General features: G+C 52.3%; 25 protein-coding genes and 1 tRNA gene. 18 read left to right on the top strand and 8 right to left on the bottom strand.

All coding sequences use genetic code 11. The features are described from left to right. The first annotated feature begins 45 nt into the window (after window positions 1-45). From citZ to FHT67_RS16385, 7 genes are all read left to right on the top strand, one after another. Window positions 46-1,158 carry a citrate synthase gene (gene citZ, locus FHT67_RS16415; protein WP_132307395.1) on the top strand — a complete coding sequence of 371 codons (1,113 nt, stop codon included), beginning with the start codon at window positions 46-48 and terminating at the stop codon, window positions 1,156-1,158. 44 nt (window positions 1,159-1,202) lie between these two features. Beyond that, the gene (gene icd / locus FHT67_RS16410) at window positions 1,203-2,498 is read left to right on the top strand and encodes an NADP-dependent isocitrate dehydrogenase (RefSeq protein ID WP_132307393.1); all 1,296 of its coding nucleotides are present in this window, start codon (window positions 1,203-1,205) and stop codon (window positions 2,496-2,498) included. Window positions 2,499-2,634: 136 nt separating this feature from the next. After that, entirely contained in the window at window positions 2,635-3,576 is a 942-nt protein-coding gene (mdh, locus tag FHT67_RS16405) for a malate dehydrogenase (RefSeq protein ID WP_167199924.1), read from the top strand. 93 nt (window positions 3,577-3,669) lie between these two features. Continuing rightward, complete coding sequence (gene recQ / locus FHT67_RS16400; RefSeq protein WP_132307389.1) at window positions 3,670-5,838, top strand: DNA helicase RecQ; 2,169 nt, start codon at window positions 3,670-3,672, stop codon at window positions 5,836-5,838. Between the two features lie 112 nt (window positions 5,839-5,950). Continuing rightward, window positions 5,951-6,376 carry a hypothetical protein gene (locus FHT67_RS16395; protein WP_132307387.1) on the top strand — a complete coding sequence of 142 codons (426 nt, stop codon included), beginning with the start codon at window positions 5,951-5,953 and terminating at the stop codon, window positions 6,374-6,376. 153 nt (window positions 6,377-6,529) lie between these two features. Beyond that, window positions 6,530-7,483 (top strand): sugar kinase, encoded by a 954-nt coding sequence (locus tag FHT67_RS16390; RefSeq protein WP_132307385.1) that lies wholly within the window; start codon window positions 6,530-6,532, stop codon window positions 7,481-7,483. A 2-nt stretch (window positions 7,484-7,485) separates the two neighbouring features. After that, window positions 7,486-8,283: a DeoR/GlpR family DNA-binding transcription regulator gene (locus FHT67_RS16385; RefSeq protein WP_167199921.1), complete on the top strand. Its 798-nt coding sequence runs from the start codon at window positions 7,486-7,488 to the stop codon at window positions 8,281-8,283. Between the two features lie 46 nt (window positions 8,284-8,329). Here FHT67_RS16385 and nagA read toward each other — a convergent pair whose 3' ends face one another. Both nagA and nagB read right to left on the bottom strand, forming a co-directional pair. After that, the gene (nagA, locus tag FHT67_RS16380; protein ID WP_167199918.1) at window positions 8,330-9,508 is read right to left on the bottom strand and encodes an N-acetylglucosamine-6-phosphate deacetylase; all 1,179 of its coding nucleotides are present in this window, start codon (window positions 9,506-9,508) and stop codon (window positions 8,330-8,332) included. Further along, complete coding sequence (gene nagB / locus FHT67_RS16375) at window positions 9,508-10,233, bottom strand: glucosamine-6-phosphate deaminase (RefSeq protein WP_167199915.1); 726 nt, start codon at window positions 10,231-10,233, stop codon at window positions 9,508-9,510. The genes nagA and nagB overlap by 1 nt, the downstream gene beginning before the upstream one ends. A gap of 260 nt (window positions 10,234-10,493) precedes the next feature. On the opposite strand from nagB, the gene fni reads away from it, so the two are divergent. Both fni and FHT67_RS16365 read left to right on the top strand, forming a co-directional pair. Then, window positions 10,494-11,564 carry a type 2 isopentenyl-diphosphate Delta-isomerase gene (gene fni, locus FHT67_RS16370; protein WP_167199912.1) on the top strand — a complete coding sequence of 357 codons (1,071 nt, stop codon included), beginning with the start codon at window positions 10,494-10,496 and terminating at the stop codon, window positions 11,562-11,564. 87 nt (window positions 11,565-11,651) lie between these two features. Then, window positions 11,652-12,638, top strand: a complete 987-nt coding sequence (locus FHT67_RS16365) for an MBL fold metallo-hydrolase (protein ID WP_167199909.1) — start codon at window positions 11,652-11,654, stop codon at window positions 12,636-12,638. A gap of 436 nt (window positions 12,639-13,074) precedes the next feature. On the opposite strand, the gene FHT67_RS16360 is transcribed toward FHT67_RS16365, so the two are convergent. From FHT67_RS16360 to FHT67_RS16350, 3 genes are all read right to left on the bottom strand, one after another. Beyond that, window positions 13,075-13,350, bottom strand: a complete 276-nt coding sequence (locus FHT67_RS16360) for a sulfotransferase family 2 domain-containing protein (protein WP_167199906.1) — start codon at window positions 13,348-13,350, stop codon at window positions 13,075-13,077. After that, window positions 13,347-13,982: an adenylyl-sulfate kinase gene (gene cysC / locus FHT67_RS16355; RefSeq protein WP_167199903.1), complete on the bottom strand. Its 636-nt coding sequence runs from the start codon at window positions 13,980-13,982 to the stop codon at window positions 13,347-13,349. Before cysC ends, FHT67_RS16360 begins: the two co-directional genes overlap by 4 nt. A 128-nt stretch (window positions 13,983-14,110) precedes the next feature. Beyond that, window positions 14,111-14,650 (bottom strand): phosphatidylglycerophosphatase A family protein, encoded by a 540-nt coding sequence (locus FHT67_RS16350; protein WP_207918142.1) that lies wholly within the window; start codon window positions 14,648-14,650, stop codon window positions 14,111-14,113. 132 nt (window positions 14,651-14,782) lie between these two features. Between FHT67_RS16350 and FHT67_RS16345 the strand changes: the two genes are divergently transcribed. The 3 genes from FHT67_RS16345 (at window position 14,783) to rdgB (ending at window position 17,382) form a co-directional block, all read left to right on the top strand. Continuing rightward, the gene (locus FHT67_RS16345; RefSeq protein ID WP_132307369.1) at window positions 14,783-15,847 is read left to right on the top strand and encodes a GerMN domain-containing protein; all 1,065 of its coding nucleotides are present in this window, start codon (window positions 14,783-14,785) and stop codon (window positions 15,845-15,847) included. A 160-nt stretch (window positions 15,848-16,007) separates the two neighbouring features. Then, a complete protein-coding gene (gene rph / locus FHT67_RS16340; protein ID WP_132307367.1) occupies window positions 16,008-16,745 on the top strand; it encodes a ribonuclease PH in 738 nt (245 codons plus the stop codon). Window positions 16,746-16,749: 4 nt separating this feature from the next. After that, entirely contained in the window at window positions 16,750-17,382 is a 633-nt protein-coding gene (gene rdgB / locus FHT67_RS16335) for an RdgB/HAM1 family non-canonical purine NTP pyrophosphatase (RefSeq protein ID WP_167199900.1), read from the top strand. 154 nt (window positions 17,383-17,536) lie between these two features. Here the strand turns inward: rdgB and asnB are convergent, their stop codons facing one another. Beyond that, window positions 17,537-19,381, bottom strand: coding sequence for an asparagine synthase (glutamine-hydrolyzing) (asnB, locus tag FHT67_RS16330; RefSeq protein ID WP_167199897.1), 1,845 nt, complete (start codon window positions 19,379-19,381; stop codon window positions 17,537-17,539). A 132-nt stretch (window positions 19,382-19,513) separates the two neighbouring features. On the opposite strand from asnB, the gene FHT67_RS16325 reads away from it, so the two are divergent. Both FHT67_RS16325 and FHT67_RS16320 read left to right on the top strand, forming a co-directional pair. Continuing rightward, window positions 19,514-19,855, top strand: coding sequence for a hypothetical protein (locus FHT67_RS16325; RefSeq protein WP_167199894.1), 342 nt, complete (start codon window positions 19,514-19,516; stop codon window positions 19,853-19,855). Window positions 19,856-20,021: 166 nt separating this feature from the next. Next, entirely contained in the window at window positions 20,022-20,627 is a 606-nt protein-coding gene (locus tag FHT67_RS16320) for a P-loop nucleotide/nucleoside kinase family protein (protein WP_167199891.1), read from the top strand. Between the two features lie 187 nt (window positions 20,628-20,814). Here FHT67_RS16320 and FHT67_RS16315 read toward each other — a convergent pair whose 3' ends face one another. Beyond that, window positions 20,815-21,486 carry an NAD(P)H-dependent oxidoreductase gene (locus FHT67_RS16315; protein WP_132307357.1) on the bottom strand — a complete coding sequence of 224 codons (672 nt, stop codon included), beginning with the start codon at window positions 21,484-21,486 and terminating at the stop codon, window positions 20,815-20,817. A gap of 190 nt (window positions 21,487-21,676) precedes the next feature. On the opposite strand from FHT67_RS16315, the gene FHT67_RS16310 reads away from it, so the two are divergent. Then, a complete protein-coding gene (locus FHT67_RS16310) occupies window positions 21,677-22,078 on the top strand; it encodes a winged helix-turn-helix transcriptional regulator (protein ID WP_132307355.1) in 402 nt (133 codons plus the stop codon). Between the two features lie 112 nt (window positions 22,079-22,190). Here the strand turns inward: FHT67_RS16310 and FHT67_RS16305 are convergent. Next, window positions 22,191-22,267, bottom strand: a tRNA-Arg gene (locus FHT67_RS16305). Between the two features lie 266 nt (window positions 22,268-22,533). On the opposite strand from FHT67_RS16305, the gene FHT67_RS16300 reads away from it, so the two are divergent. From FHT67_RS16300 to clpP, 3 genes are all read left to right on the top strand, one after another. Then, the gene (locus tag FHT67_RS16300; RefSeq protein WP_132307353.1) at window positions 22,534-23,421 is read left to right on the top strand and encodes a hypothetical protein; all 888 of its coding nucleotides are present in this window, start codon (window positions 22,534-22,536) and stop codon (window positions 23,419-23,421) included. Between the two features lie 88 nt (window positions 23,422-23,509). Next, window positions 23,510-24,814, top strand: a complete 1,305-nt coding sequence (gene tig, locus FHT67_RS16295; RefSeq protein ID WP_167199888.1) for a trigger factor — start codon at window positions 23,510-23,512, stop codon at window positions 24,812-24,814. Between the two features lie 220 nt (window positions 24,815-25,034). After that, window positions 25,035-25,622, top strand: coding sequence for an ATP-dependent Clp endopeptidase proteolytic subunit ClpP (clpP, locus tag FHT67_RS16290; RefSeq protein ID WP_127494642.1), 588 nt, complete (start codon window positions 25,035-25,037; stop codon window positions 25,620-25,622). Window positions 25,623-25,641 lie beyond the last annotated feature (19 nt).

The raw sequence follows: 25,641 nt of genomic DNA, 5'->3' as shown, positions 1-25,641 counted from the left end.
ACTATTTTTGGCGAATAACTTTTCAAGTTAGAGGAGAGAGAACGAATGACAGCAACTAAAGGTCTTGAAGGAATTGTGGCCGCTTCTTCGTCGATCAGCTCCATTATCGACGGAGTCTTGACATATCGCGGTATTAATATTGATGATCTTGCAGAAAATGCGACATTCGAAGAGGTTGCCTACCTGCTGTGGTACGGTAAGCTGCCGAATCGTTCCGAGCTCGAAGGCTTGCAGCAAAAGCTGGATCAATACGCGGCTATCCCTGCTCAAGTAATCGAACAAATTAAATTGTATCCGCAAGGCACTAACTCGATGGCGGCGCTTCGCACAGCGGTATCGAGCCTTGCCTTGTACGACGCATCCGCTAACGACATGTCTCCCGAGGCGAATCAGCTGAAAGCAATCAAGCTGCAAGCCCAGCTGCCGACGGTTGTGGCCGCTTTCGCCCGCATCCGCGAAGGCAAAGAGCCAATCGCTCCTAAAAAAGGCGTATCGATCGCTTATAACTTCCTGTATATGCTGACTGGCGAAGAGCCGGCCGAAGTAGCGATTAAAGCCTTGGATCAAGCATTGGTCCTGCATGCTGACCACGAGCTTAACGCTTCGACATTCGCAGCCCGCGTAACCGTTGCGACTTTGTCCGATATCTATTCCGGCGTAACCTCCGCAATCGGCGCGCTGAAAGGCCCTCTGCACGGCGGCGCTAACGAAGCGGTAATGGTGATGCTCGAGGAAATCGGTTCGATGGAGAACGTTGAAGGCTACATCAACAACGCGCTTGCGAACAAACAAAAAATCATGGGCTTTGGCCACCGCGTCTATAAAGACGGCGACCCGCGCGCGAAGCACCTGCAAAAAATGTCCCGCGAGCTGGGCAAACTGACAGGCAACATGGAGCTGTACGAGATGTCCATTAAGATCGAAGACATGGTTACCGGCCAAAAAGGTCTGAAACCAAATGTTGATTTCTACTCGGCATCGGTTTACACTACATTGGGTATTCCTCGCGACCTGTTCACGCCGATCTTCGCAATCAGCCGCGTTTCGGGATGGAGCGCGCATATCCTTGAGCAATACGAAAACAACCGTCTGATTCGCCCTCGCGCTGATTATGTCGGCCCGGTTAACGCGAAATATATTCCAATCGAGCAGCGCTAATTACAAGGCGCGGCTTACATACCCTTAAGGAGGATTTTATTCTAATGGCACAATTCGAGAAATACGCCCTTCCAACAGAAGGCGAGCAAATTACAATTGATAACGGTGCTCTCCAAGTACCTAACAACCCAATCATTCCTTTCATCGAAGGCGACGGCACGGGCCGCGACATCTGGCGCGCATCGAAGCGCGTGCTTGACGCGGCTGTAGAGAAAGCATACGGCGGCAGCAAAAAAATCGCTTGGTACGAAGTGTTCGCAGGAGAAAAAGCATTCAACGAGTTCGGCGAATGGCTGCCAGCTGATACGCTGACTGCAATCCGTGAATACATCGTTGCTATCAAAGGTCCTTTGACTACGCCAATCGGCGGCGGTATCCGTTCCCTGAACGTTGCGCTTCGCCAAGAGCTTGACCTGTACACTTGCCTTCGTCCGGTTCGTTACTTCGCTGGCGTACCATCCCCGGTTAAACGCCCTGAGCTGGTTGACATGGTTATCTTCCGCGAGAACACGGAAGACATCTATGCAGGTATCGAGTACCAAGAAGGCTCCGAGCAAGTGAAGAAAGTGATCGCATTCCTGCAAAACGAAATGGGCGTTAACAAAATCCGTTTCCCTGAAACTTCCGGTATCGGCATTAAGCCAGTATCCAAAGAAGGCTCCCAACGTCTTGCGCGCGCTGCAATCGAATACGCGATCAAACACGGCAAGAAGTCCGTTACGCTCGTACACAAAGGCAACATCATGAAATATACGGAAGGCGCGTTCAAGAACTGGGGCTACGAAGTGGCTGAGCAAGAGTTCGCGGACAAAACTTTCACTTGGGGTCAATACGACCGCATTAAAGAAGCAGAAGGCACTGACGCTGCAAACAAAGCGCAAGCAGATGCTGAAGCTGCTGGCAAAATCATCGTAAAAGACGCGATTGCCGACATCGCTCTGCAGCAAGTTCTGACTCGTCCAACCGACTTCGACGTAATCGCAACGCTGAACCTGAACGGCGACTATCTGTCCGACGCTCTGGCTGCACAAGTTGGCGGTATCGGTATCGCTCCGGGCGCTAACATCAACTACCTGACTGGCCATGCAATCTTCGAAGCTACTCATGGTACTGCTCCTAAATACGCGGACAAAGACGTAGTTAACCCAGGTTCCGTTATCCTGTCCGGCGTTATGATGCTTGAGCATCTGGGCTGGCAAGAAGCGGCTGACCTCATCTATAAAGGCATGGAAACTTCGATCAACAACAAAACCGTTACTTACGACTTCGCACGCCTGATGGAAGGCGCTACCGAAGTGAAATGCTCGGCATTTGCTGACGAAGTCATTAAAAACATGTAGTTTACAAAAAGCGGGGGGCATTATTGCCCCCTCTTTTTTTGCCATTAAACAAGCTTTTTTCCCTTATCTTCTATCTTATTTGGATGACTTTCGGCAATAATGCAGATGTTAATACAAGTATAGGAGGGTTATATGAATGGCTATTAAACGCAGAAAAATTACGGTAGTAGGTGCGGGCTTTACAGGCGCAACCACGGCTCTGATGGCCGCCCAGAAGGAACTTGGCGATATCGTGCTGGTCGACATTCCCCAACTGGAGAATCCGACAAAAGGCAAAGCGCTTGATATGCTGGAATCAACCCCGGTTCAAGGCCTGGACGCCAACATTACGGGTACATCCAATTACGAAGACACGAAGGATTCCGATGTCGTTATCATTACGGCTGGCGTTGCCCGCAAACCGGGAATGAGCCGCGACGACCTGGTGAACACCAATGCAGGAATCGTCCGTTCGGTGTGCGAAAGCGTAAAGGCAACAAGTCCAAATGCTTATGTCATTATCCTCTCCAATCCGGTAGACGCGATGACTTACGTGGCTTACCAGACGCTTGGTTTTCCTAAAAATCGCGTGATCGGCCAATCCGGGGTTCTGGATACCGCGCGTTATTGCACCTTTATCGCGCAGGAGCTGAACGTCTCCGTGGAGGATGTACGCGGTTTTGTGCTAGGCGGGCATGGCGACGACATGGTGCCGCTCGTTCGGTACTCCAATGCAGGCGGTATTCCGATCGAGAAGCTGATCCCGGCTGACCGCATCGAAGCGATCGTACAGCGCTCCCGCGTTGGCGGCGGCGAGATTGTTAATTTGCTGGGCAACGGCTCGGCCTATTACGCGCCTGCGGCATCGCTGGTTCAAATGACGGAAGCGATCCTGAAGGATAAGAAGCGCATTCTGCCGGTTATTGCCCTGCTTGAAGGCGAATACGGCTACAACAACCTGTTTATGGGCGTGCCTACGATTATCGGCGGAGACGGTATCGAGAGGGTTATCGAGCTTGAGCTGACCGCGGAAGAAAAAGCCGCTCTGGACAAATCGGCGGAATCCGTTCAAAATGTAATTAAAGTAGTGACGGGCTAACCAATAAGCCTTATACTCATAAAGTTTCGTTTGGGAGGACCCTGACACATTGCTGCCAGGGTCCTTATTGTGATTACGGAAGGGGGAATCGACGTGCTTCAGCAGGCACGTAGCGAGCTGAAAAGGGTCTACGGGTACGATACGTTTCGTCCGGGCCAAGAGGGTATTATCGAAGGGATATTGGAGGGACGAGATACGCTTGCCATTCTGCCGACAGGCGGAGGGAAGTCGATCTGTTACCAGATTCCGTCCTTGCTTATGCCTGGGACCTCGATAGTCATTTCGCCGCTTATATCGTTGATGAAAGATCAGGTTGATGCCTTAAACCGGCTTGGCGTGCCCGCGGCGTTTCTGAACAGCTCCTTAGGAGCGGAAGAATACCGGACCGTTCTCCGCAATGCGCTTCGAGGCGAGTACAAAATGCTGTACGTCGCGCCGGAGCGGCTGGATGCGCCTATGTTCACAACCTTGTCCGAGCAGCTGCATATCCCAATGATCGCAATCGACGAAGCCCACTGCGTATCGCAGTGGGGGCATGACTTCCGTCCAAGCTACCGGCAGCTGGCAGGCTGGATCGGAAAAATGCCGAACCGCCCGCTTGTTGCGGCTTTTACGGCGACAGCGACTCAGGAGGTAGCCGCGGACATTACGGCGATGCTTGGTTTGCGTGAGCCGAATGTGTTTGTGACCGGCTTTGCAAGGCCCAATCTGTCTCTCTCGGTTGTAAGCGGAGGGGACAAGAAAAATTTCCTGCAGCAGTTTTTGCGCGAGCGGGAGGATCAATCCGGCATTATTTATACGGCTACCAGAAAAGAAGCGGAGCAGGTGCAGGAGCTGCTTGTTCGAAAAGGAATTGCGGCGGGTAAGTATCATGGCGGGTTGTCCGATACGGAACGCGCGGAGACGCAGGAACGCTTCCGGTTTGACGAGATCCGCATTATGGTAGCCACGAACGCTTTCGGAATGGGGATCGACAAGCCTAATGTCCGTTACGTCATTCACTGGCAGATGCCGGGCGATATCGAGTCCTACTACCAGGAAGCGGGACGCGCCGGCCGGGACGGCGAGGAGAGCGAATGCGTGCTGCTGTTCGAACCGCAGGATGTGCAGGTGCAGCGTTTCCTGATCGAACAGGGTATGGGAGATGAATACCGGAAGTCGGTCCAGCTGTCCAAGCTTCACAACATGATGAATTACAGCCGCACGCAGCGCTGTCTTCAGCAATACATCGTCGATTATTTCGGCGAGAAGGGCGTTGAGCCTTGCGGAAAATGCAGCAACTGTCTGGATAAAAGCGAGCTGGTTGACCGGACGGCCGAAGCGCAGAAGGCCTTATCCTGCGTTGGCCGGATGAAAGGGCGGTTTGGCGTTACGATGGCGGCCAAGGTGCTCAAAGGCTCAAGGGACAAACGTCTGCTCGAGTTCGGCCTCGACCGCCTGACCACTTACGGGCTCTTCGGCAATTGGCCGGAGAAGGAGATTGCCGACTGGCTGTACTGGCTGGTGGCGGAAGGTTATCTCCGGATGAGCGAAGGCCAGTACCCGACCGTATCGCTAACGGCAAACGCTCTGCCCGTACTGGAGGGCAAAGAGACCGTTATGCAGCGTCTTCGGACGAGCGTTCGCCGAAGCGCTTCGGGAGAAGGCGGAGCAGCCTCTTCGCCTCTGTTCGATGCCCTCAAGAATTGGCGTAAGGAAGCGGCGGCCAGAGAGAATGTACCTCCGTTTATGCTGTTCTTTGACGCGACGCTGAAGGAGCTGGCCGATGTCCGGCCCGTTACGGAAGAGCAGCTGATGCAGACGAAAGGGATTGGCGCGGCAAAGGCAAGCAAATACGGCGAGGAGGTGCTCGCCATTATTCAGGCGTATGCCGGTAGCGAGGGCGGTAGCGCTACGGCTAGCATTAGCGCAGCGCCAAGACGGCAGCCGGCAGCGCGTCCAACGTCAACCTCGGAGGAAACCCCAAGCCATGTTCAGACGCTGGAGCGGTTTAACGCCGGTCTGGAAACAGCTGCGATTGCGGAAGAGCGTGGACTCAGCCGGGTGACGATTGAGGGCCATTTAATCCGTTGCGCGGAAGAAGGGTATGAGCTCGATTGGAGCCGTATCATTCCGGAGCAGTACGAGGACCGGATTGTACAGGTTATCGGGGAGCTGGGATGGGAGAAGCTGAGGCCCCTTAAAGATGCCCTGCCGGAGGAAGTCGATTATTTCGCTATCCATGGAGTAATCGCCAAACACGGCTTTAAGACGAAATCTTGAACATTGCCGAAAATGCTTGGGAAATGGCGTATTCCTTGAGGCTTCTCTTTGTGTTTCAGACAGGCATTTAGTATACTTATTGGTAGATTACGCATATGCAGGAGGGTATTTCATGAATGATGTGTTTTTCTTTTTACACTTGCTAGGGGCAGTCGGAATGGGCTTTTATATCGTTCTTCCGATCATGATCGGCAAAGCGACAAAGCTTGCCGGCCTTGGACAAGGCGGATTGGCTGACGGCCTTGTATCGGCAAACCGGATTGTGCAATATGCGCTTATTGTTCAGCTGCTGACGGGCGGCTACATGATGTCGCAGGCGGATTATTCCGTTGCCTGGATGATCATCGTAACGGTCTTGTTCCTTGCGATCGCAGCCATATCCGGCATTATGTCGAAGCCGCTTAAGCGTATCGTATCTTCGATTCAGGACGGACAAAGCGCGACAGGCCATATCGCAAAAGCACGCACGTTCAGCTTAATCGTATTGATTCTTTACGTGGTAGTCATTTATTTCATGGCTTTCCCTATGTACAAGTAACAATCAACGCTAACGAAGCAAGAATTACTACAGCAGTCATTATTATGACTACTTGTGTAGTAATTCTTTAAGCCAATGCTTACGAAGTAAGAATTACCACAGCGGCTATTAACATTGCCGCTATAATGGTAATTCTTTTTAGGAGGAGAAATCGTGCATCAATCACCAGACGTAGTAACCTTTGGGGAATCGATGGCATTGTTTATGCCGCAGGAGCACAAAGCTCTGGAACGGGCAACAACGCTGGAGCAAGGCTTCGGCGGCGCGGAGAGCAACGTGGCAATCGGGCTTGCGAGACTCGGCTGCTCCGTAGGCTGGTTCGGGGCGCTTGGCAACGATCCATTCGCCCGCATGATTGTGAAAACGCTTCGCGGGGAAGGCGTAGACGTGTCGCGCGTCAAATTCAGCGACGAGGCTCCGACAGGCATGATGTTCCGCGAGCAGGTGGCGGGCCGTCTTGCCGTTCATTACTACCGCAAGCATTCCGCGGCTAGCCGGATGACTCCCGAAGAGCTGGATGCGGATTACATCCGCGGAGCCAAGCTGCTGCATATTACGGGCATTACCACGGCTCTTAGCGAGAGCGCGAAGCAAACGGTGCTGCGGGCCGTACAGATTGCGAAAGAGGCCGGCGTAAAGATTTGTTTCGATCCGAATCTCCGCCTTAAGCTTTGGTCGATTGAAGAAGCGCGCGAAGTGCTGCTCCCTCTTGCTGAAGAAGCGGACTACTTCCTGCCGGGCTGGGACGAGCTGAAGCTTCTGTATCAGACGGATGACTTTGAAGAAGTGAAAGCTAAGCTGAAGCAGCTGAAGGCTGTTACGGTTATCAAAGGACTAGACGACACGACGGTTGTCCTCGATAACGGCGAGGAATCAAGCGTTCCGTTCTATCCGGCCGAGAAGGTAGTCGATACGGTTGGAGCAGGGGACGGCTTCTGCGCGGGCTTCCTCGCTGGCGTGATGAAAGGCATGACGCCGGTGGAAGCGGTTGGCCTTGCCAGCATCAACGGATCATTGGTCGTGCAAATGCGCGGCGACTGGGAGGCTCTCCCGGAATGGAGCGCCGTTGAACAGCGCATGTCCTCCAAAGCGTGGGTGGAGCGATAACCATGGTTGATTCGAACGTTTCTGGATCCAAGGGGCAGCGCCGACGCGAAGCGATATTGCAGCTGCTCAAGCAGCAAGGACGCATTACGATTCAAGAGCTGGTGGAACGCTTTGATTGCTCGGAGGCAACGGCTAGACGCGATCTCGAGCAAATGGAAGCGGCGTATCCGATCATCCGAACCATCGGCGGCGCGATGTACGACGGCATGAATACGGTCCGCGACACAGCGTTTGCGGAACGGGAAGGGCTGTCGTATTTGGAGAAAGAGCGTATCGCCGCCAAGGCCGCATCGCTTATCGAAGAGGGCGATGTGATTGGCTTGTCGGGCGGAACCACGAACTATCTGCTTGCCAAGCTTCTTAAGCTGCGGAGCGGGATCACCGTGGTTACCAACGCCGTCAATATCGCGATGGAGCTTGCGGGCAGCAGCGTCCAGGTTGTCGTAACCGGCGGGATTATGCGGCATAACAGCTTTGAGCTATGCGGGCCGCTTGGCGAAGGAATGGTCGCGCATCTGAATATCGGCAAGATGTTCATCGGGGTCGACGGCATATCCGCTGCCGGCGGCATTACGACGTATTCGGAGCAGGAAGCCCAGATTGCAAAGGCGCTTATCAAGCGTTCCCATACGACGTACGCGGTATTTGATCAGACGAAGGTCGGCAAGACCTCGTTGTTCTCGATCGCTGCGCTGCCCGAGCTGCAGGCTTTTATTACCGATGTGCCGTTAACGGGAGATCTGGCGGACAAAGCCGGACAGCATCGGATCGTTGTCCATGTGGCAGCAGAGCAGGAATAGAAAGAGCGGTTGAAGGACATAATCCTTCAACCGCTCTTTTGTTTGTTTACTCGGCCGAAAACACCTGTCTGCCTTTTACCCATGTCGATCGCACTTTGCTGAAATCCGGTTCGGCAAGGACGAGGTCTGCTTGCTTGCCAACGGCGATGGAGCCGGTCGACTCGAACAATCCAAGCTGCCTTGCAGGGTTAGCGCTGGCATAACGGCTGATCTCATTGACGGATAACCCGGAGTTCTCCAGCATATAACGGAATGCGTTAATCATCGTCAGGCTGCTGCCGGCCAAATTGCCTTCCTGCAGCCTTGCTACGCCATCCTGCACGATAACGGGCAATCCTCCAAGGTCGTACAAGCCATCCGGTCTTCCGGCCGCGGAGATCGCATCGGTAATAAGAATAAGCTTATCCTCCGGCTTGGAGGAAGCAAGCAGCTTGATCGCTCCCGGATGCACGTGATGGCCGTCAGCGATAAGTTCCGCGTATATCCGGTCATCGGTCAGCACGGCGCCTACGGTACCCGGCTCGCGGTGATGAAGCGGGCGCATGGCATTATAGGTATGAACGGCATGCGTAAGTCCGGCTTCCGCTGCTTGCGTCATCACTTCAAAGGTTGCATCGGTATGACCGCATGCGACAACCACTTGATGGTCGGACAGCCACTTAATCGCTTCGATGGCGCCTTCATTCTCGGGGGCGAGCGTCAGAAGCTTGAGAATGCCCGGATAACGCGCTGTCCAATCCTCCAGCCAGTCGAGACGAGGCGGCGACAGGAATGCGGGATTCTGGGCCCCAATCCACTTGAGGCTGATAAAAGGTCCTTCCAGGTGGACGCCAAGCAGCGGGGCGTACGGCATATCTTTTTTCATATAAGCGCTGGTTGCCTGGAATACCGCTTCAATCGCTTCCTGCGAGGCCGTTACGGTTGTAGCCAGCATCCCGGTAGTGCCTTGGGAAGCATGGAACTTCGTGATCGTGTCGTAGCTTTCTTCATTGGCATCCATGAAATCTCCGCCAAATCCGCCATGCACGTGGACATCGATAAAGCCAGGAAGCAGCCATGCTCCTTGTCCGTCCATAACATGATCAAAGCCTGCTGTATCTTCCTTACCTTCGTTCACGCCGGCAATAATGCCGTCCTTGATGCTTACGCTGCCTGCGGTTACCCGGTTTTCCAGAACGATCCGTACGTTGTGAATAAGCAGCGATTTGCCGCCTGGTTGTGTCATTATCCCAACATCCTTCCTGCCTCGCGGTCAAGGAGCACGGTAACGCGCGGATGCGTCTGAAGCAAGGATGCCGGTACCTCCGTCGTAATGGGTCCGGTCAACGCTTGTTTGACGATATCCGCTTTATCCGCGCCGCGTACCACGAGAACAATCGAATTTGCTTTCAGAATCGATCCCACGCCCATCGTAATCGCGTATTCCGGCACTTCGTCCATGCTGGCGAAAAATCTCGCATTCGCTTCCCGCGTCTCCTCCTTCAGCTTCACGACGTGGGTTTCCCCCGATAAAGCGTGATCCGGCTCGTTAAAGCCGATATGGCCGTTATGGCCAATCCCAAGAAGCTGGACATCGATCTGCCGATCCAGCAGCATGCGGTCATACTGCGCGCACTCTGCTTCAAGATCCTCCGCCATGCCGTTCGGAAGGAAGGTCTGCGTATCCGGAATATCGATATGAGCGAATAAATGCTTGTTCATATAATAGGCGTAGCTTTGATCGTTATAAGGCTTAAGCCCGACGTATTCGTCGAGGTTAAATGTCGTAACTCTGGCGAAGGATACGTCGCCTTTCCGGTATTTCTCTACCATTTTGGCATAAATGCCCACGGGTGTCGATCCTGTTGCAAGACCTAGTACCGCATTTGGCTTGGCTTTAACGATATCGATAAAAAGATCGGCCGCAAAGGCGTCGAGCTCTGATTGCGTGTCAAAAATTCGTATGTTCACGGAAGATGCCCCCTCATTCTCATTTGATTCTATTCTAAAATATATTATTCGTTTTAACAACAAAATTGATTGTAAATTTCATTTTAATGATTGTAAACGTCAAAATTATCGTCTGTCCTTGACCTATCCTTGCTCCGTTCCCGATCGCTGGGTTATGATGAACAAAAGTATTCTCGCAAAGCTTAAAGCTTATGCTTAAATGCCTGCGGCATTTAGGCATACGGCGGAGGTTGGCTATACAAATAGGAGGATTGCCCTATATGACAGTAGAGCAAATATCGGGGGCAAGCGCTTCCACATCGAAACGCAAAAGCGAGCATATCCGCATCTGCCTGCAGGAGAACGTAGCGGGTGAAGGGATTGAAACGGGGTTTGACCAATTTCGTTTCCGTCATAACGCCCTTCCCGAAATCGCGTTTGACGATATCAGGCTGGATACGGAATGGCTGGGGCGCCGCATGCGTACGCCGCTGCTGGTTAGTTCGATGACAGGGGGCACAAACGAAGCAGGCGCGATTAACCGGCGCCTGGCCGAAGCGGCGGAAACAAGAGGGTGGGCCATTGGCCTGGGGTCGATGAGAGCAGCTATTGAACAGGAGGAAATGGCGGCTTCCTTTTATATAAGAGATATCGCGCCTTCCGTTCCCGTGATCGCAAATCTGGGCGCCGTTCAGCTCAACTACGGGTATGGGGTCGATGCGTGCCTCAGGGCGGTGGAAATGGCGGAGGCCGATGCTCTTGTCCTGCATCTGAACAGCATGCAGGAAGTATTTCAGCCTGAGGGGGATACGAACTTTCGCGCGTTGCTGCCCCGGATTGAGGAGGTGTGCCGCGCTTTGTCCGTACCTGTAGGCATTAAAGAAGTAGGATGGGGAATTGACGCGGATACGGCTGCGGCTCTTGCTTCGACAGGAGCGGCTTTTATAGACGTAGCGGGAGCGGGAGGCACGTCCTGGAGCCAGGTGGAAAAGCACCGCCAGAACGATCCCATGCGCAGGTTGGCCGCCGAAGCTTTCGCAAGCTGGGGAATACCGACAGCCGAGAGCATCAGGGAAGTGAAAGCCCGGCTGCCGGAAACGACGGTAATCGCTAGCGGAGGTCTAAAGCACGGCGTAGACGCGGCGAAATCGATTGCGCTCGGTGCCGATATTGCCGGCTTTGGACGGGCGCTTCTTCCGCGCGCGGCAAACGGGGAGGCGAGGGTATCGGTCGAGCAGCTCATTGAGCAGTTCGAGCGTATCGAATTTGAGCTTCGCGCAGCCATGTTCGGAATCGGCGCCGCGGCGATTTCCGATCTTCAGCATACAACCCGGCTTATTCCAGCGCAGTAAGCAAGTAAGTACGGGAAGTTCAGCGAATACTAGACTGTCGGCAGAGATTACGATGGTTGAATGGCTTATAGGGAGGGCTCGGCATCCATGACGGTGGAGACGAAGGTATGGGACGGCGGATGGATTCAGGCGAAAATTCCGCTTCCTTTTTCATTAAAATGGGTTAACAGCTATTTGATTCCTGAGGAGGACGGGACGTATACCGTTATCGATCCCGGTCTTCATACGGATGAGGCGCTTGCGGCTTGGGAGGAAGTATTCCTCAACCACGCTCTAACCATGGAGCAAATCAAGCGGATTGTGCTTACGCACCAGCATCCGGACCATTACGGTCTAGCCGGGTATTTCCAAGAGCGGACCGGCGCGCCCGTATATATATCGGAACGTTCCCACGGTTATACGCGGCGTTTGTGGGGAGAGAGCAGCACGTACGCGGATGAGCTCCGCGCGCATTTCGCCATCCACGGGATGCCGGATGAGCTGACGCTCGACATAAAGAACAACCTGGACGGCTTTGTCCGGCAAGTATCGCCTCAGCCGGAAGTCACTTATTTGAAAGCCGGCGGGACTATTCGGCTTGGAGGAACGCAGTGGCAGATGATCGATGCTCCGGGGCATGCTTTCGGACAGCTGTGCTTCTACGAGCCCGATAAGGAACTTATGCTTTGCGGGGATCAAGTGTTGCCTCATATTACGCCAAACATTGCGTTTAATCCGGGTGAGGAAGAGGATCCGCTTGGTTGTTTCTTAAGCAGTCTGGACGAACTGTCCGGATACAAGGTGAAGCTGGCTTTTCCCGGCCATCGGGAGCCGTTCGCCGAATTTGCCAACCGGATTCAGGAAATCAAACAGCATCATGCGCGGCGGCTGGACAAGTTATGGGAGATGCTAAGAGTGCCAAACAGCGCGTTTGAGGTATGCGAGCATCTGTTTGGCGGTCATCTGCGGACGAACCCTCATAATTTGCGCTTTGCGATGTCGGAAACGATCGCCCATCTTCATTATTTGGAGAAGCGAGGGAAACTGATCCGGACAGGTACGCCGGATACGGTCATGTTCCGGACTGCCGAATAGAGGGAGAGAAGGCTTGGCTTCACGGTTGTGAAGCCTTTTTTTCGTTGCGGAAGCGGATTGTTTTTTTGCTTCTTTCAAGTAAGCCTTAAGCTGCTTTTCTTGGTCATAGGTCAAATCGAGTATCTTTTCGTTAAATTTCCGGTAAGCATGTTCATACAGCTGACGATCCACCTCGTTTTTGAGAAGGACGATCTTCGCCGCTTCGCTGGACAACTTAAGATCTGCCGGGCGGTTGGGAGTCACGTTAACCTTAGAGAAATGCTTCGGCTTCCAGTTCATCTTCTGCATAAACAAAAATAAAGAAAGATCATATTGCTCTCTAAAACCAGCGAAGGCGAATTGATCGTTTAGGATGTCGCGGGCTTTTTTGAAACTCGGGAAAGGATTTCCGATTTGCCCGGCTATCACCCTGGCTTGCAAATTACAGTATTCAAGATCATTTGTATTTGAAATAAAAATAGGAAAGCGTCCGCTCCACGGGAAGACGGAGCATCGTCACATATTGATAAGGACGGTCCGTATAGTGATGGACGCCATATTGGAAATGACCGCATAAGGCATCCGCATTGCCGAGCTCAGCCTGTAATTGGAATACGTTGGATAACTTGTAGAAATGAACGGTATTCGGGCAATTATCGGTGATGGCCTGGGTGAACGAGGAGCCGGTCGTTTTGGGGATATGCAAATAGAGCAGCAGCTTATTGTCGTTCATGTATCCATTCCTTCTTCCGGGCTCGAATTGATAAGCTGCCGGCGCTGGATGAAGGCAATCACTTCGGAAACCGAATCGGCTACGGTGCGTTCATCCGTCTTAAGCACAAGCTCTGCCTGAAGACGCGGCTCATACGGCGCAGAAATGCCTGTAAAATATTTGATTTCCCCGGTTCGCGTTTTTTTGTACAAGCCTTTCGGATCTCTGCGCTCGCATTCTCGCATGGTGCATTGCACGTATACCTCGATAAAATCGCCCGGTGTGCATGATGCCCGCACTTTGTCCCGGTCTTGTCTGTAGGGAGAGATCGCGGCCACAATCGTGATGATGCCGGCATCGGCGAGCAGCTTCGCTATTTCGCCAATTCTGCGGATATTTTCCGACCGTTCCTCCGGACCGAAGCCAAGATCCCCGTTTATTCCGTGCCGCAGATTGTCTCCGTCCAGAATATAAGCGCGGGAGCGCTGCTTGAAAAGCTCCTTCTCTATAGCTGCGGCAACGGTCGATTTGCCGGATCCGGACAAGCCGGTCAGCCACAGGATACAGCTCTGGTGACCATTCAAATGTTCTCTGTCTTCCCGGGTAATGCCGGAGGCATGCCATTCGATATGTCTCTCATTCCTCTCTTTCATCTGCCTGGTCACTCCTCTCTATCTTGCTATATTAATAAACTATTCCAGAATATAGAAAAGGCTCAGAGGGAAGAGGCTCAAAGAAAAAGCTGTCCTGCAAATGCAGGACAGCTTTTTGTGCCAAGTTTCTATTCCTTCAATCGTTCCGCTTCTTCTTCGCGTCCGGCTTGCTTGCGATGAGCCAGACGGCTTGCGGCCGCAGCGGCAATTGCTCCGACGATATCATCCAGGAAAGTATGGATTTGACCGTCGTTCTTGTCGTTCAGCTTTTTCAGAATGCCCGGCTTCAGCTTATCGATGTAACCGAAATTGGTAAACCCGATGCTGCCGTATACGTTAACGATGGAAAGAGCCAATATTTCATCGCAGCCGTACAGGCCTTCGTCATTTCGGACCATCTCTTGCAAAGGAGCCATCAGCTTGCCTTCTTCAGCCAGAAGATCAAGCTGGATGCCGGTTAATACGGCATTCTGCACCTCTCTCTTGGACAGAACGGCTTCCACGTTGCTGATGCACTCGTCCAGCGTCAGTTCAGGATAATAATCCTTCTGAAGAAAATGCACGAGCTGTGCAATGGATGTTTTGGATACGCCGCGCTTGTCGAGCCATAGGTTGGTGGCTTCCGCGACCTCGCGGCTGTTTAAGCTGTAAGTGACTTGATTGAACAATTTTGTTACCCCCTCAGATTTTGTGGACAAAACTGGTCTAAAAAAGGGAAGGGCTCGTATACATAGTACTACAAATCAACAAATGTACAAAGTCGCCGAGCAGGCAATAACTAATTTTGGGAGGAAAGTTCAATGACTCAAACAAGATGGATTCGCCGTGCAGCAATTTGCGGTGTGCTGGTTTTCCCCATTCTTGCAACAGGATGCGGCTTGATTACGCAGGATACAAAAGGGGAGATCGACCCGCCTCAGCAAACCGCTTCAACAGGCAACGTAGACGGCACAAATACCGGACAGGCTGTTATGCCTGGACAAGACGATGATTCCAATCTGACCGTGTATCTGGAGGACCGTAACGGCTACCTCGCGCCGGTATCGCTCAAAGCATCGCTTACCGAAAATGCGGTAGAGGAAGCCGGCAAGAAAGCTCTCGAAATTATGGTGGATGGCGGAAGCTTCGCGAGCCAGCTGCCGGAAGATTTCCGCGCGGTACTGCCGAAAGGCACGGAAGTGAAGTCGCTTCACATCGATCCAAAAACGCAAGTCGCAACGGTAGAATTTGGCGGAACGTTCACGGATTATCCTGCAACGGACGAGCGTACGATCGTTGAAGCCATTACTTGGACACTGACGGCTATGGGAGCAAAAGGCGTAGAGCTGTGGTACGACGGCGCCAAGCTGCCGGAAATGCCGGAGGGCGGCTTCCCGCTTGACGAGCCGCTTACGCGTTCCGTAGGGATCAACCTTGAAGCGGCTGACGGAGTCAATTATTTGAACTCCACGCCGGTCACGCTCTACTTCTCGTCGCAAACCGCAAATGATGAACAATATTATGTACCGGTTACGCGTTTGATAAACCGTTCCGACGAGTCGACCGCGCAAGCCGCTATGGAGCAGCTGATTACCGGTCCGCTGAACGCTAAAAATCTGACTGCCGTTCTTACCAACGACGTGAAAGTGAACAGCATCAACCAGAAGGATGACACGGTAACGGTAGACCTGAAGGATCAAGCGTTTGAGACGGGGCTCCCTGCTCCGGCCGAGATGCTTGAAGCGATCGTTCTGTCGATTACGGAGAACACGGGTGCCGCCCAAGTTCAAATTACGCTGAACGGCCAGAATGTCACCGACGAGAATAACGTGGATTACAGCAAGCCCGTATCCCGTCCGCATCATGTCAACGCGATTAAAAGCTAAGCAAGCATCACGAAGAAAAGCAGTCCCGTACTGGTCTCTGAGACCGGTCGGGACTGTTTTTTGCCGGAAAAGATGCTTTTCGCGGGATGCTTTGATAAAATAGGAAAGATTGCATAGCCAGTACATAAGCAAAAGCAAATGATTCAGGAGGAACAAAAGAATGCGGACAGACGGTCGGCAACCGAACCAGCTTCGGCCCGTTACGATAACGACAAGCGTAAACAAATATGCGGAAGGCTCCGTACTGATTGAGGTCGGCGACACAAAGGTCATTTGTACGGCCAGCGTCGAGGAGCGGGTTCCGCCTTTCATGAAAGGACAAGGCAAGGGCTGGATTACGGCCGAATATTCCATGCTTCCGCGAGCAACCCATTCGCGTAACCACCGGGAGTCGGCAAAAGGCAAGCTGTCGGGCCGTACGATGGAGATTCAGCGTCTGATCGGGCGCGCTCTGCGCTCCGTCGTAGATTTGCAAGCGCTGGGCGAACGGACGATTACTCTTGACTGCGACGTTATTCAGGCCGATGGAGGCACGCGCACGACGTCGATTACGGGCGCTTTTGTAGCGCTGTGCCTCGCCGTTAACAAGCTTTCCAAAACAACGACCTTTGCCAAATATCCGATTACGGCTTTTCTCGCTTCGGTTAGCGTTGGCGTTATTCAGGAACGCGAGCTGCTGGATCTGAACTACGATGAGGATTCCAAAGCGAAGGTCGACATGAATGTGGTTATGACCGGGGAAGGCAAATTTGTCGAGCTGCAAGGCACGGGGGAGGATTCGCCGTTCTCGCGCGAAGAGCTTAACAAGCTGCTCGAGCTGGCAGAAGGCGGGATCGAGGAATTGATCGAGAAGCAGCGTGCGGTACTGGGTGAGATTGCGGACCGGATCGGAGGGTAACGAAGTGGCACAGCCTATATTGATTGCGACGAAAAACGAGGGCAAGGCAAAGGAATTCGCCCATGCCTTCTCCAAGCTGGGCCGGACGGTTGTCAGCCTGAACGAATATCCGGATTTCCCGGATATCGTGGAAGATGGCGATACCTTCTCCGCCAATGCCCGGATTAAAGCGAAAGCGGCCGGGGACGCATTTAAAGTGCCGGTGCTCGCCGATGATTCCGGCCTTCGGGTGACGGCGCTTGGCGGAGCTCCGGGAGTTTATTCGGCCCGCTATTCCGGCGAAGGCGCTACCGACGCATCTAACAACGCCAAGCTGCTTGAAGAGCTTGGGCGACTGAATGCGCCGGATGCAGCCGGCACTCTGGCGGACGGCACAAGACTGTTAAGCCCGGCGCAATTCGTCTGCGTACTCGCTCTATACGATCCGGCAACCGGGGATTTCGTCGAGACCGAAGGCACCGTTGACGGCTATATTGCCGAGAAGCCTCGCGGAGAAGGCGGCTTCGGCTACGATCCGTTATTCTGGCTTCCCCAGCTTAACCGCTCGATGGCGGAGCTGTCCAAGGAAGAGAAGCAGGCGATCAGCCATCGCGGCAATGCTCTCGCTAAGCTGATCGAGAAGCTTGCCAACAAGTAACCATGCAAAAAAACGTCACCGGATTATACCGGTGACGTTTTTTATTCTCCCTTTTAAGGTTTGGTGAGCGGAACGATCGAATGATTCTGGAGGGGAACAACAGCGGCCGGAAAAACATTCGAATGCGCGGCGATTATCGTTTATCGCTTCACGTTCACTTTACGCTTACCCCATACTCCTTCAGCCAAGTATTCACCTGATACAAATAAGCAAACAGCTGCGGCCCCGACATCAGCTGACCAAACCACGGTATATTCGATTTTGCCGAATCCGATTCGGCCAGCTCTCTGATCCTGCTTACATTAATAAGCGGAAGCAGCGGTGAGGAAGGATCGTTTAATATATCAAGCACAAGCCCTTTTACGGCCGCGAGGTAATTCGGATTATGCGTCTTTGGATAAGGGCTTTTCTTGCGCGTCAGCACATCGTCGGGCAGCACGCCTCGCAGCGCCCGGCGAAGAATGCCCTTCTCGCGGTCGCCGGCCGTTTTGATTTCCCAAGGGATATTCCAGACATACTGCACAAGCCGGTGGTCGCAGAACGGCACCCGCACCTCCAATCCGGCAGCCATGCTCATCCGGTCCTTCCGGTCAAGCAGGGTCGGCATGAAACGGGTGATGTTCAGGTAAGACATTTTGCGCATTTTGCGTACCGTTTCGGATTCCCCGTCCAGATGAGGCACTTCGGCAATGGCTTGCGCATAACGGTCGTTAATATAGTCAATCGGTTTGATCCATGCCGCAACGTCCGGCGCAAGCAGATCTGCCCGCATCGAGGAGGCAAGAGACCATGGGAATGTATCGGCGCTTAGCGCTTCCTCCCGGTGGAACCACGGATAACCGCCGAAGATTTCATCCGCCGCTTCGCCGGAGATCGCAACGGTAGCGCCTTTTTTGATCTCGCGGCAAAACAATAGGAGGGAGGCGTCAACGTCTGCCATGCCCGGCAAATCGCGTGCCAGCGTGGCGTCTCGGAGCGCGCCAACCAGCTCCGGCGTATCGAACTGGATCGAATGATGAATCGTATCCAGGTGGGAGACCATGCGCTCGATCCAAGGAGCGTCGCTGTTCGGCTGGAACGCATGCGCCTTGAAATGCTTGTCGTTATCCCGGTAGTCGACGGAATACGTATTTACATTGCCTTGGCCGGTCTGTTCGTAATAACGCACGGCCAGCGCCGTTAACGCGCTCGAGTCGAGTCCCCCGGAGAGCAGCGTGCCAACCGGCACATCCGATACAAGCTGCCGCTCGGTCGTATCCTTCAAGAGCTCGCGAACATGCTCGGCGGTAGCTTCGACATCCTCTTCGTGGGGGATGGCCTCAAGGCTCCAATATTTGGTCTTGCGGATGCCGGAGCGGGTAACCGTCATGCATTGTCCCGGCAGCAGCTCCGTGATGTCCTTATAGACTCCCTGGCCCGGCGTGCGGGCAGGACCGATAATAAAGATTTCCGCCAAGCCTTCGGCCCCAACCTCCGCTTTCACAGCCGGGTGGGCCAGAATGGCCTTTTGCTCGGAACCAAAAATAAAAAGTCCATCCGCAAAGCTGATGAACAACGGTTTTACGCCTAGTCTGTCGCGGGCCAGGAACATCTCCTGTTCGGTAACGTCCCAAATCGCAAATGCAAAAATGCCGTTGAACCGTTCGACGCAAGCCTTGCCCCATTCCATATAGGACACCAGAAGAACTTCCGTATCGCAGTGGGTCGTAAAGGTTCTGCCGCGGTCCTCCAGCTCTTTCCTCAGTTCAAGCGCGTTGTAAAGCTCGCCGTTATAGACAACGACATATGTGTCATCGCCCGAGCGCCGAATCATCGGCTGAGCGCCATTCTCGGGATCAATAACGCTAAGCCTGCGGTGGCCAAGCGCGCAATGGGATGAAATCCATGTACCCGACGCATCAGGACCGCGCAGCGCTAATGTCTCGGTCATTTTGATCAGGCTGCTGCTGTCCTGCGTTAAATCCCGGGTCCAATCGATCCAGCCGGTTATTCCACACATAATCTCATTCCTCTCTTCTGCTGGACTCCTGTAGCGATAATATCCGTTATATGCGGAAAAAAGGGATAAAATGTCTGTCCGCCGGGGGATGCTAAAAGCGCATGTTTGTGAAAAGGAGCTGAGTATTTACCTATGTCAGGCAATGAGCGTAAAAAATATTATGTCTCGGTCCAGGCCGGGCAAATTTTGCGGGATCAGGGAGCGGCCTCCTACGAGCTGGAGATTACGGCAAACGATGAGGAATTTAATCAGCTGCAAGTCATGTTCGAGGATTTATCCAGCATGGACGAAGCGATAACAGGGCATTTCAATTACGCGGTGGGCACACTGCAGGATCTGCCAAGCGACAAACGGATGAATGCCGGCTACGACGCCATTCTCCACGATATCTACTTGTTTATTCATGAGCACGGAACAGAGACTACGCGCAAGCATGTTGAGGTTATGGGGATTTTGGATCCTGGCCGTCTATAAAATAGACCAATTCAGGGATAATGGACGCTCTTAGGAGAACATTATCCTTTTTTTGTAAGGGGATTGTCCGAAAATGACGGATTTTGTTAGCTTTGTGATACCTTTATTAGGCGAGGAGTGGTACAATGAGAGGATAAAACTAGTTTTATAGTGGAGGCATCAAGCATTGCAAAAGTTAGTGTTTTTCGTAGGTGTGGCAGGTACGGGCAAGACAACCGTAGCCAGAAAAATTTCCGAGCGCATTCCGGCGGCATTTCTGGATCGCGATACGGTAGGCGGGCGGTTTGTTGAGGCGATGCTGGAGCGTAACGGCCTCGACAAGAACGACCGCGATTCGGATTTCTACAAACAAAACCTTCGTGATCTGGAATATGACACAACCAAGGACATTTGCATCGAGAATCTTGCAGCAGGTCAAAACGTCTTTATGATCTCTCCTTTTACGGCGGAGCTTAAAAATAAAGCTTGGATTGAGGAAGTCATTACGGCAGCGGGGCTGACAAAATCGCAGGTGGATGTTAAGGTGATCGTGGTCACGCTCGACAACATCGAGCTGCAAAAGAATCGCATTATTGGACGCCATACCGACCGCGACCAATGGAAGCTCGACAACTGGTCGCAATTCGAGAAACGCGTTGCTTTTGTACCCGAGATTAACTGGGATATCCCGCAATCATCCATCCTCGTGTATGACAATAGCGGCGATATGACGGACGAGCAGGTGGAAAAGCTTTATCAATTCGTAACGGACAAAACCGCCGCTGCCGTATAATCATTCAGCAGGACGGTGCCCATTCGGGTCTTCGTTTTTTTATAATCTAAGCATGTATAGTTTTCTCTCTAACCGTGACTTATAATTCTCCGGATTTAAAACGAGCACCCCGCCTACGGACGGAGATTGCCGCGTTGCCTTGACCCGCGTGCGCCTTGAGATACAAGGCGCACGCGGGTTTCTTGTATTAATGCACCCATTCAACGACTTCGTCGATTGGACGCCGGGCCTGCTGATGTTTTGGCTCGGACGCGCGGTATCCGAAGGCAACCATGACCGACAGGTCGTATACCTCCTCGTCCAGGACGCCGGCCTTCTTTAGAATAGCCGTAACCTTTTCTTTGTTGTAACCTTCCATCGGGCAGGAATCGATGCCGATTTGCGCGGCTGCCGTCATCATATTGGCTAGCGGGATATACGTTTGCTTGGAAGACCAGTCTATCAGCGCTCTTTCGTTCTCCAGAATGCGGATATCGTTTTCTTGAAACTCCTTGTACACCGCGGGAATGGACTTGAACGCCTCATCGGACAAACCTTTAATATTCTTGTAAATGTATTCGACATATTCGGAATCGTATCTTACGTCCTTGCGGGCAAGGAGAAGGACCAGGTGGCTTGCGGTCGGGAGCTGTCCTTGTCCGCCGAACGCGACTTCGCGAATCTTCATCCGAAGCTCTTCGTTCTGAACAACGAGGAATTTCCACGCCTCAAACCCGACGGAGCTGGGGGAAAGTCTTCCCGTTTCCAATATAAATTGAAAATCCTCATCGGAAATTTTCCGGTCGGGATCAAATTGCTTGGTGGCATGACGGAATGCGAAGGCATCCAGAATTTCTTTCTTTTTTTGCATGTTATTCATCGTTGGAGTCTTCCTTTCGAATATCGGGTATTCATCAACGCGTTGATAAATTAGATCTTACATTCACGCATGCAAGGCAACAAGTACGCACAATTTTGTCGGATAATATCAAAATTGTGCTATAGTATTAAAAAAGATACTATAGGAACGTCAAAGACAATACGGCTTCGTGCAAAGGAGAATCTTAATTATGGACAATAAAACGGATATCATTAATTTCGGGTGCCCGGTAACCGTTACGGTGGACGTCATCGGCGGGAAGTGGAAAGGCGTTATTTTATACCATTTGACGGATGGGCCCAAACGCTTTAACGAGCTGCGCAGGCTGTTTCCCCGGATTACGCAGCGCATGCTTACGCTGCAATTGCGGGAGCTGGAAAGCGACGGCGTCATCCATAGGGAAATTTACAAGGAGATCCCGCCAAGGGTGGAATACTCGCTTACGGAGTTTGGCGAAACGTTAAGGCCGCTGATCGTGCTTATGAGGGACTGGGGCGTGACCCACGAGAAAACCGTTCTCGCCAATCGGAAAACCAATGACGTCATGGCAAGGAACAGCGCGTCCATCAGCAGTTGCGGAGTTGAAGCGTAACAGGGGGATTTCGTTGAAGGAAGCTCAGATGGGGATTTACCCGGAAACGACAAAAAACCCGCATCTCCTTGTTTAGCAAGGAAGTGCGGGTTTGTGATTAATGGCTATGAAATGGCGTCCCAGGAGGGATTCGAACCCCCGACCGCACGCTTAGAAGGCGTGTGCTCTATCCGGCTGAGCTACTGGGACACGTAAGAATGAGTATAGCATTAAGTTGCTTGGTTTGGCAAGAGGTGATTTTTGAAAAAGTCTTAAATTACATCCGCGAATCAAATTCGCTTGGTAAATATAGCATAGGCGTGAATAGAAAATCAAGACTTAAGGGAACTAAGTTTTTATATTTATAGGTTCCGTGATATAATCGAACGCAAGCAATAGGCAGAAGAATGATACGGTTTGACCGATAAGGCGGTGATACCATAACTACATCAGACAACGTATATTTATTTCCGAAGATGCTGGATCATTATCAAATTCAGCTCACCCGCATGCTGGAATCCGAGCAATACGGCGAAGCCAAAAATCTGCTCCGCTTCCTGCTGCAGTGCCGCGGTGAGGATGAACGGCATTACGAGGAATGGGGCAGCCTCCTTACCTGGCTGGAAATGGCTTTTCCGGGCTCCGAAGACGCGGCTATGCCGACCGGCGCCGACAATGAGGCGGGAGAGAGCGAAGAGAGCTTCCGGGAGCAGCTCTTGAACCCGCCCGAGCAAGATGAGGCTTACATTAAGCAAGTGCTCTATATTATGGAGCATCATCCGATGATCGACCAGCAGATCCTGGCGCTGGAACGAGCGGCATACATACACTCGCAGGAAGTGGACCAGGTTATGCTGGACTGGCTCTCGAGCGGCAAGACCATTCACCCGGTCGTTCAATTCAAGGCTTTGCAATGCCTGAAGAAGCGGGAGATATCGGGAATGGTCATGCTAGACCGGATGGGCGAGAAGGTGGAGCTTGATATAGAGGCGACGCCGCTGGCGCTGGATGATTTTCCGCAGCCCGTCATCCGGATTCTGGAGCGGGTGGAAGCCGTCACCGAAGCCGACGATCCGACGCTTCCTCATTTTGCCAGGGAGCTGTGGAAGGAAAGTCTCCAATTTCTGTATGGAACTTCGGCCTATCAGTGGATGCAAAGAGAGGACGACGAGACGGTCGACAGCTATGCGGCGGCGCTCCATCTTACCTTGCTGCTTACGGTTTACGGCTCCGCGAACGATGACGATATCCGCGAGGCGTATGGCATAACCGAACCGTTGAGGTTCCGTTACGAGCAGGCATGCAGGACTCTTCGGCAGGTAGCTGCCATGCAGCAATCTACCGAAGATGATCATCAGCCTTGAAATGATGGCCAAGGTTGATTATAATAGAGTGGTTTATGAAGCGAATACTAATTGGCGTGATGCGTAATTTTGGAGGGGAAAGCATAAAATGAAAGCAACTTGGGAAAAAATAGACAAGAACCTCGTGTCGATCGACGTTGAGGTTGATGCTGAGAAAGTCGCTGCAGCACTTGATCAAGCATTTAAGAAAGTCGTTCAAAAGGTAAACGTACCTGGCTTCCGCAAAGGCAAAGTGCCTCGTGGAATGTTCGAATCCCGTTTCGGCGTGGAAAGCCTGTACCAGGATGCCATTGACATCCTGCTGCCGCAAGCTTACGAAGAAGCGGTAAAAGTGACGGAGCAACGTCCTGTTGACCGTCCGGAAATCGACGTTGAACAATTCGCGAAAGGCCAATCGTTCAAATTCAAAGCGAAAGTTATCGTTCGCCCTGAAGTAACGCTTGGCGAATACAAAGGTCTGGAAGTTCCATCCTTTGAAGCGACAGTTAGCGAAGAAGAAGTTAACGCTGAACTGGAGCGCCTGCAACAACGCCACGCGGAGCTGACTGTTGTTGAAGAAGGTCCTGCTCAAAGCGGCGACATCGCTGTAATCGACTTCGACGGTTATGTAGACGGCGAAGCATTCGACGGCGGCAAAGCGGAAAATTATTCCCTGGAACTGGGCTCCGGTTCGTTCATCCCAGGCTTCGAAGAGCAAGTTGTTGGCATGCAAACAGGCGACTTCAAGGATGTTGAAGTAACATTCCCTGAGAGCTACCATGCGGAGAACCTGGCAGGCAAACCAGCCGTGTTCAAAGTGAAACTGCATGAAATCAAACGCAAAAACCTGCCGGCTCTTGACGATGAGTTCGCGAAAGACATCAGCGAATTCGACACTCTTGAAGAGTACAAGCAGGATCTTGTCTCCAAGCTGAAGGAAAACAAAGAGGGCGAAGCGGAACGCAACCTTCAAAACGCTGTAATCGAAAAAGCGGCTGAAGCTGCCGAAGTAGAAGTGCCGCAACCAATGATCAACACGGAAGTTGACTTTATGCTCCGCGATTTCGAGAACCGTCTTCGCATGCAAGGCATGAACATCGACCTGTATTATCAGTTCTCCGGCCAAAGCGAGCAAGTTCTGCGCGATCAAATGAAAGAAGACGCAGAGAAACGCGTTCGCAACAACCTGGTTCTGAATGCAATCGCGAAAGCGGAGAACATTCAGGTTTCCGAAGAAGACGTGAACGAAGAGCTCGAATCCCTGTCGAAAGCTTACAACCGCCCTGCGGCTGAGCTTCGCGACGTTTTCGAGAAAAACGGTCAATTCGACAGCTTGAAAGAAGACATCGAGCTTCGCAAAACGATTGAATTCCTCGTTGAAAACAGCAAAACGGCTGAAGTTGCCGGAGCGTAATAGATCAATTGAATAAATAGGAAGAAAAGGCACGTCATCGTCAGATACGTGCCTTCTTTTCACCCTACATAACGAAAGAGCCTTACCTGAAGAATGATCTTCAGTACATATCGAGCAATGCCCACCGTATACTGTATTATGGAAAAATGACATTGACCATTTGACGTGATACAATAGAGAACATGAACCAAAAAGTCATAGTAGAAAAGAGGTTGGTCGCATGAATCTGGTACCTATCGTAGTTGAACAAACGAATCGCGGAGAACGGTCTTACGATATTTACTCGCGCTTGCTTAAGGACAGAATCATTTTTCTCGGGAGCGCTATCGATGATGATGTAGCAAACTCAGTTATCGCACAGCTGCTTTTTCTGGCGGCCGACGACCCGGAGAAAGACATCCACTTGTACATTAATTCACCTGGCGGCTCGGTAACGGCCGGCATGGCGATTTATGATACAATGCAATATATTAAGCCTGACGTATCCACGATTTGCATGGGGATGGCGGCAAGCATGGGCTCGCTCCTCCTTACGGCTGGCGCGAAAGGCAAACGTTTCGCCCTTCCGAATGCGGAAGTTATGATTCATCAGCCGCTTGGCGGCGTTCGCGGCCAGGCATCGGATATTAAAATCCATGCGGACTGGATCCTGAAGACGAAGCAAAAGCTGAATCAGATCTATGTGGAGCGTACCGGTCAGCCTTACGAGAAAATCGATCGCGATACGGACCGCGATAATTTCATGAGCGCGGAAGACGCTCTGAATTACGGTTTGATTGACAAAGTAATAACTACTCCGGTATCCTAAGGATTTAATCGAAGGGGTG

It is taken from the genome of Paenibacillus sp. BK720 (assembly GCF_011761545.1).
Taxonomy (GTDB): Bacteria; Bacillota; Bacilli; order Paenibacillales; family Paenibacillaceae; genus Pristimantibacillus.
The sequence above is the reverse complement of the archived record's forward strand: the minus strand, read 5'-3'. Positions and strand labels throughout refer to the sequence as shown.

What these genes read in the sequence shown, in the direction of transcription:
- citZ (WP_132307395.1), top strand. Translation starts at nt 46, where the DNA reads ATGACAGCAACTAAAGGTCTTGAAGGAATTGTGGCCGCTTCTTCGTCG.
- icd (WP_132307393.1), top strand. Translation starts at nt 1,203, where the DNA reads ATGGCACAATTCGAGAAATACGCCCTTCCAACAGAAGGCGAGCAAATT.
- mdh (WP_167199924.1), top strand. Translation starts at nt 2,635, where the DNA reads ATGGCTATTAAACGCAGAAAAATTACGGTAGTAGGTGCGGGCTTTACA.
- FHT67_RS16395 (WP_132307387.1), top strand. Translation starts at nt 5,951, where the DNA reads ATGAATGATGTGTTTTTCTTTTTACACTTGCTAGGGGCAGTCGGAATG.
- FHT67_RS16385 (WP_167199921.1), top strand. Translation starts at nt 7,486, where the DNA reads ATGGTTGATTCGAACGTTTCTGGATCCAAGGGGCAGCGCCGACGCGAA.
- nagA (WP_167199918.1), bottom strand. Translation starts at nt 9,508, where the DNA reads ATGACACAACCAGGCGGCAAATCGCTGCTTATTCACAACGTACGGATC.
- fni (WP_167199912.1), top strand. Translation starts at nt 10,494, where the DNA reads ATGACAGTAGAGCAAATATCGGGGGCAAGCGCTTCCACATCGAAACGC.
- FHT67_RS16365 (WP_167199909.1), top strand. Translation starts at nt 11,652, where the DNA reads ATGACGGTGGAGACGAAGGTATGGGACGGCGGATGGATTCAGGCGAAA.
- FHT67_RS16360 (WP_167199906.1), bottom strand. Translation starts at nt 13,350, where the DNA reads ATGAACGACAATAAGCTGCTGCTCTATTTGCATATCCCCAAAACGACC.
- cysC (WP_167199903.1), bottom strand. Translation starts at nt 13,982, where the DNA reads ATGAAAGAGAGGAATGAGAGACATATCGAATGGCATGCCTCCGGCATT.
- FHT67_RS16345 (WP_132307369.1), top strand. Translation starts at nt 14,783, where the DNA reads ATGACTCAAACAAGATGGATTCGCCGTGCAGCAATTTGCGGTGTGCTG.
- rph (WP_132307367.1), top strand. Translation starts at nt 16,008, where the DNA reads ATGCGGACAGACGGTCGGCAACCGAACCAGCTTCGGCCCGTTACGATA.
- asnB (WP_167199897.1), bottom strand. Translation starts at nt 19,381, where the DNA reads ATGTGTGGAATAACCGGCTGGATCGATTGGACCCGGGATTTAACGCAG.
- FHT67_RS16325 (WP_167199894.1), top strand. Translation starts at nt 19,514, where the DNA reads ATGTCAGGCAATGAGCGTAAAAAATATTATGTCTCGGTCCAGGCCGGG.
- FHT67_RS16315 (WP_132307357.1), bottom strand. Translation starts at nt 21,486, where the DNA reads ATGAATAACATGCAAAAAAAGAAAGAAATTCTGGATGCCTTCGCATTC.
- FHT67_RS16310 (WP_132307355.1), top strand. Translation starts at nt 21,677, where the DNA reads ATGGACAATAAAACGGATATCATTAATTTCGGGTGCCCGGTAACCGTT.
- FHT67_RS16300 (WP_132307353.1), top strand. Translation starts at nt 22,534, where the DNA reads ATGCTGGATCATTATCAAATTCAGCTCACCCGCATGCTGGAATCCGAG.
- tig (WP_167199888.1), top strand. Translation starts at nt 23,510, where the DNA reads ATGAAAGCAACTTGGGAAAAAATAGACAAGAACCTCGTGTCGATCGAC.
- clpP (WP_127494642.1), top strand. Translation starts at nt 25,035, where the DNA reads ATGAATCTGGTACCTATCGTAGTTGAACAAACGAATCGCGGAGAACGG.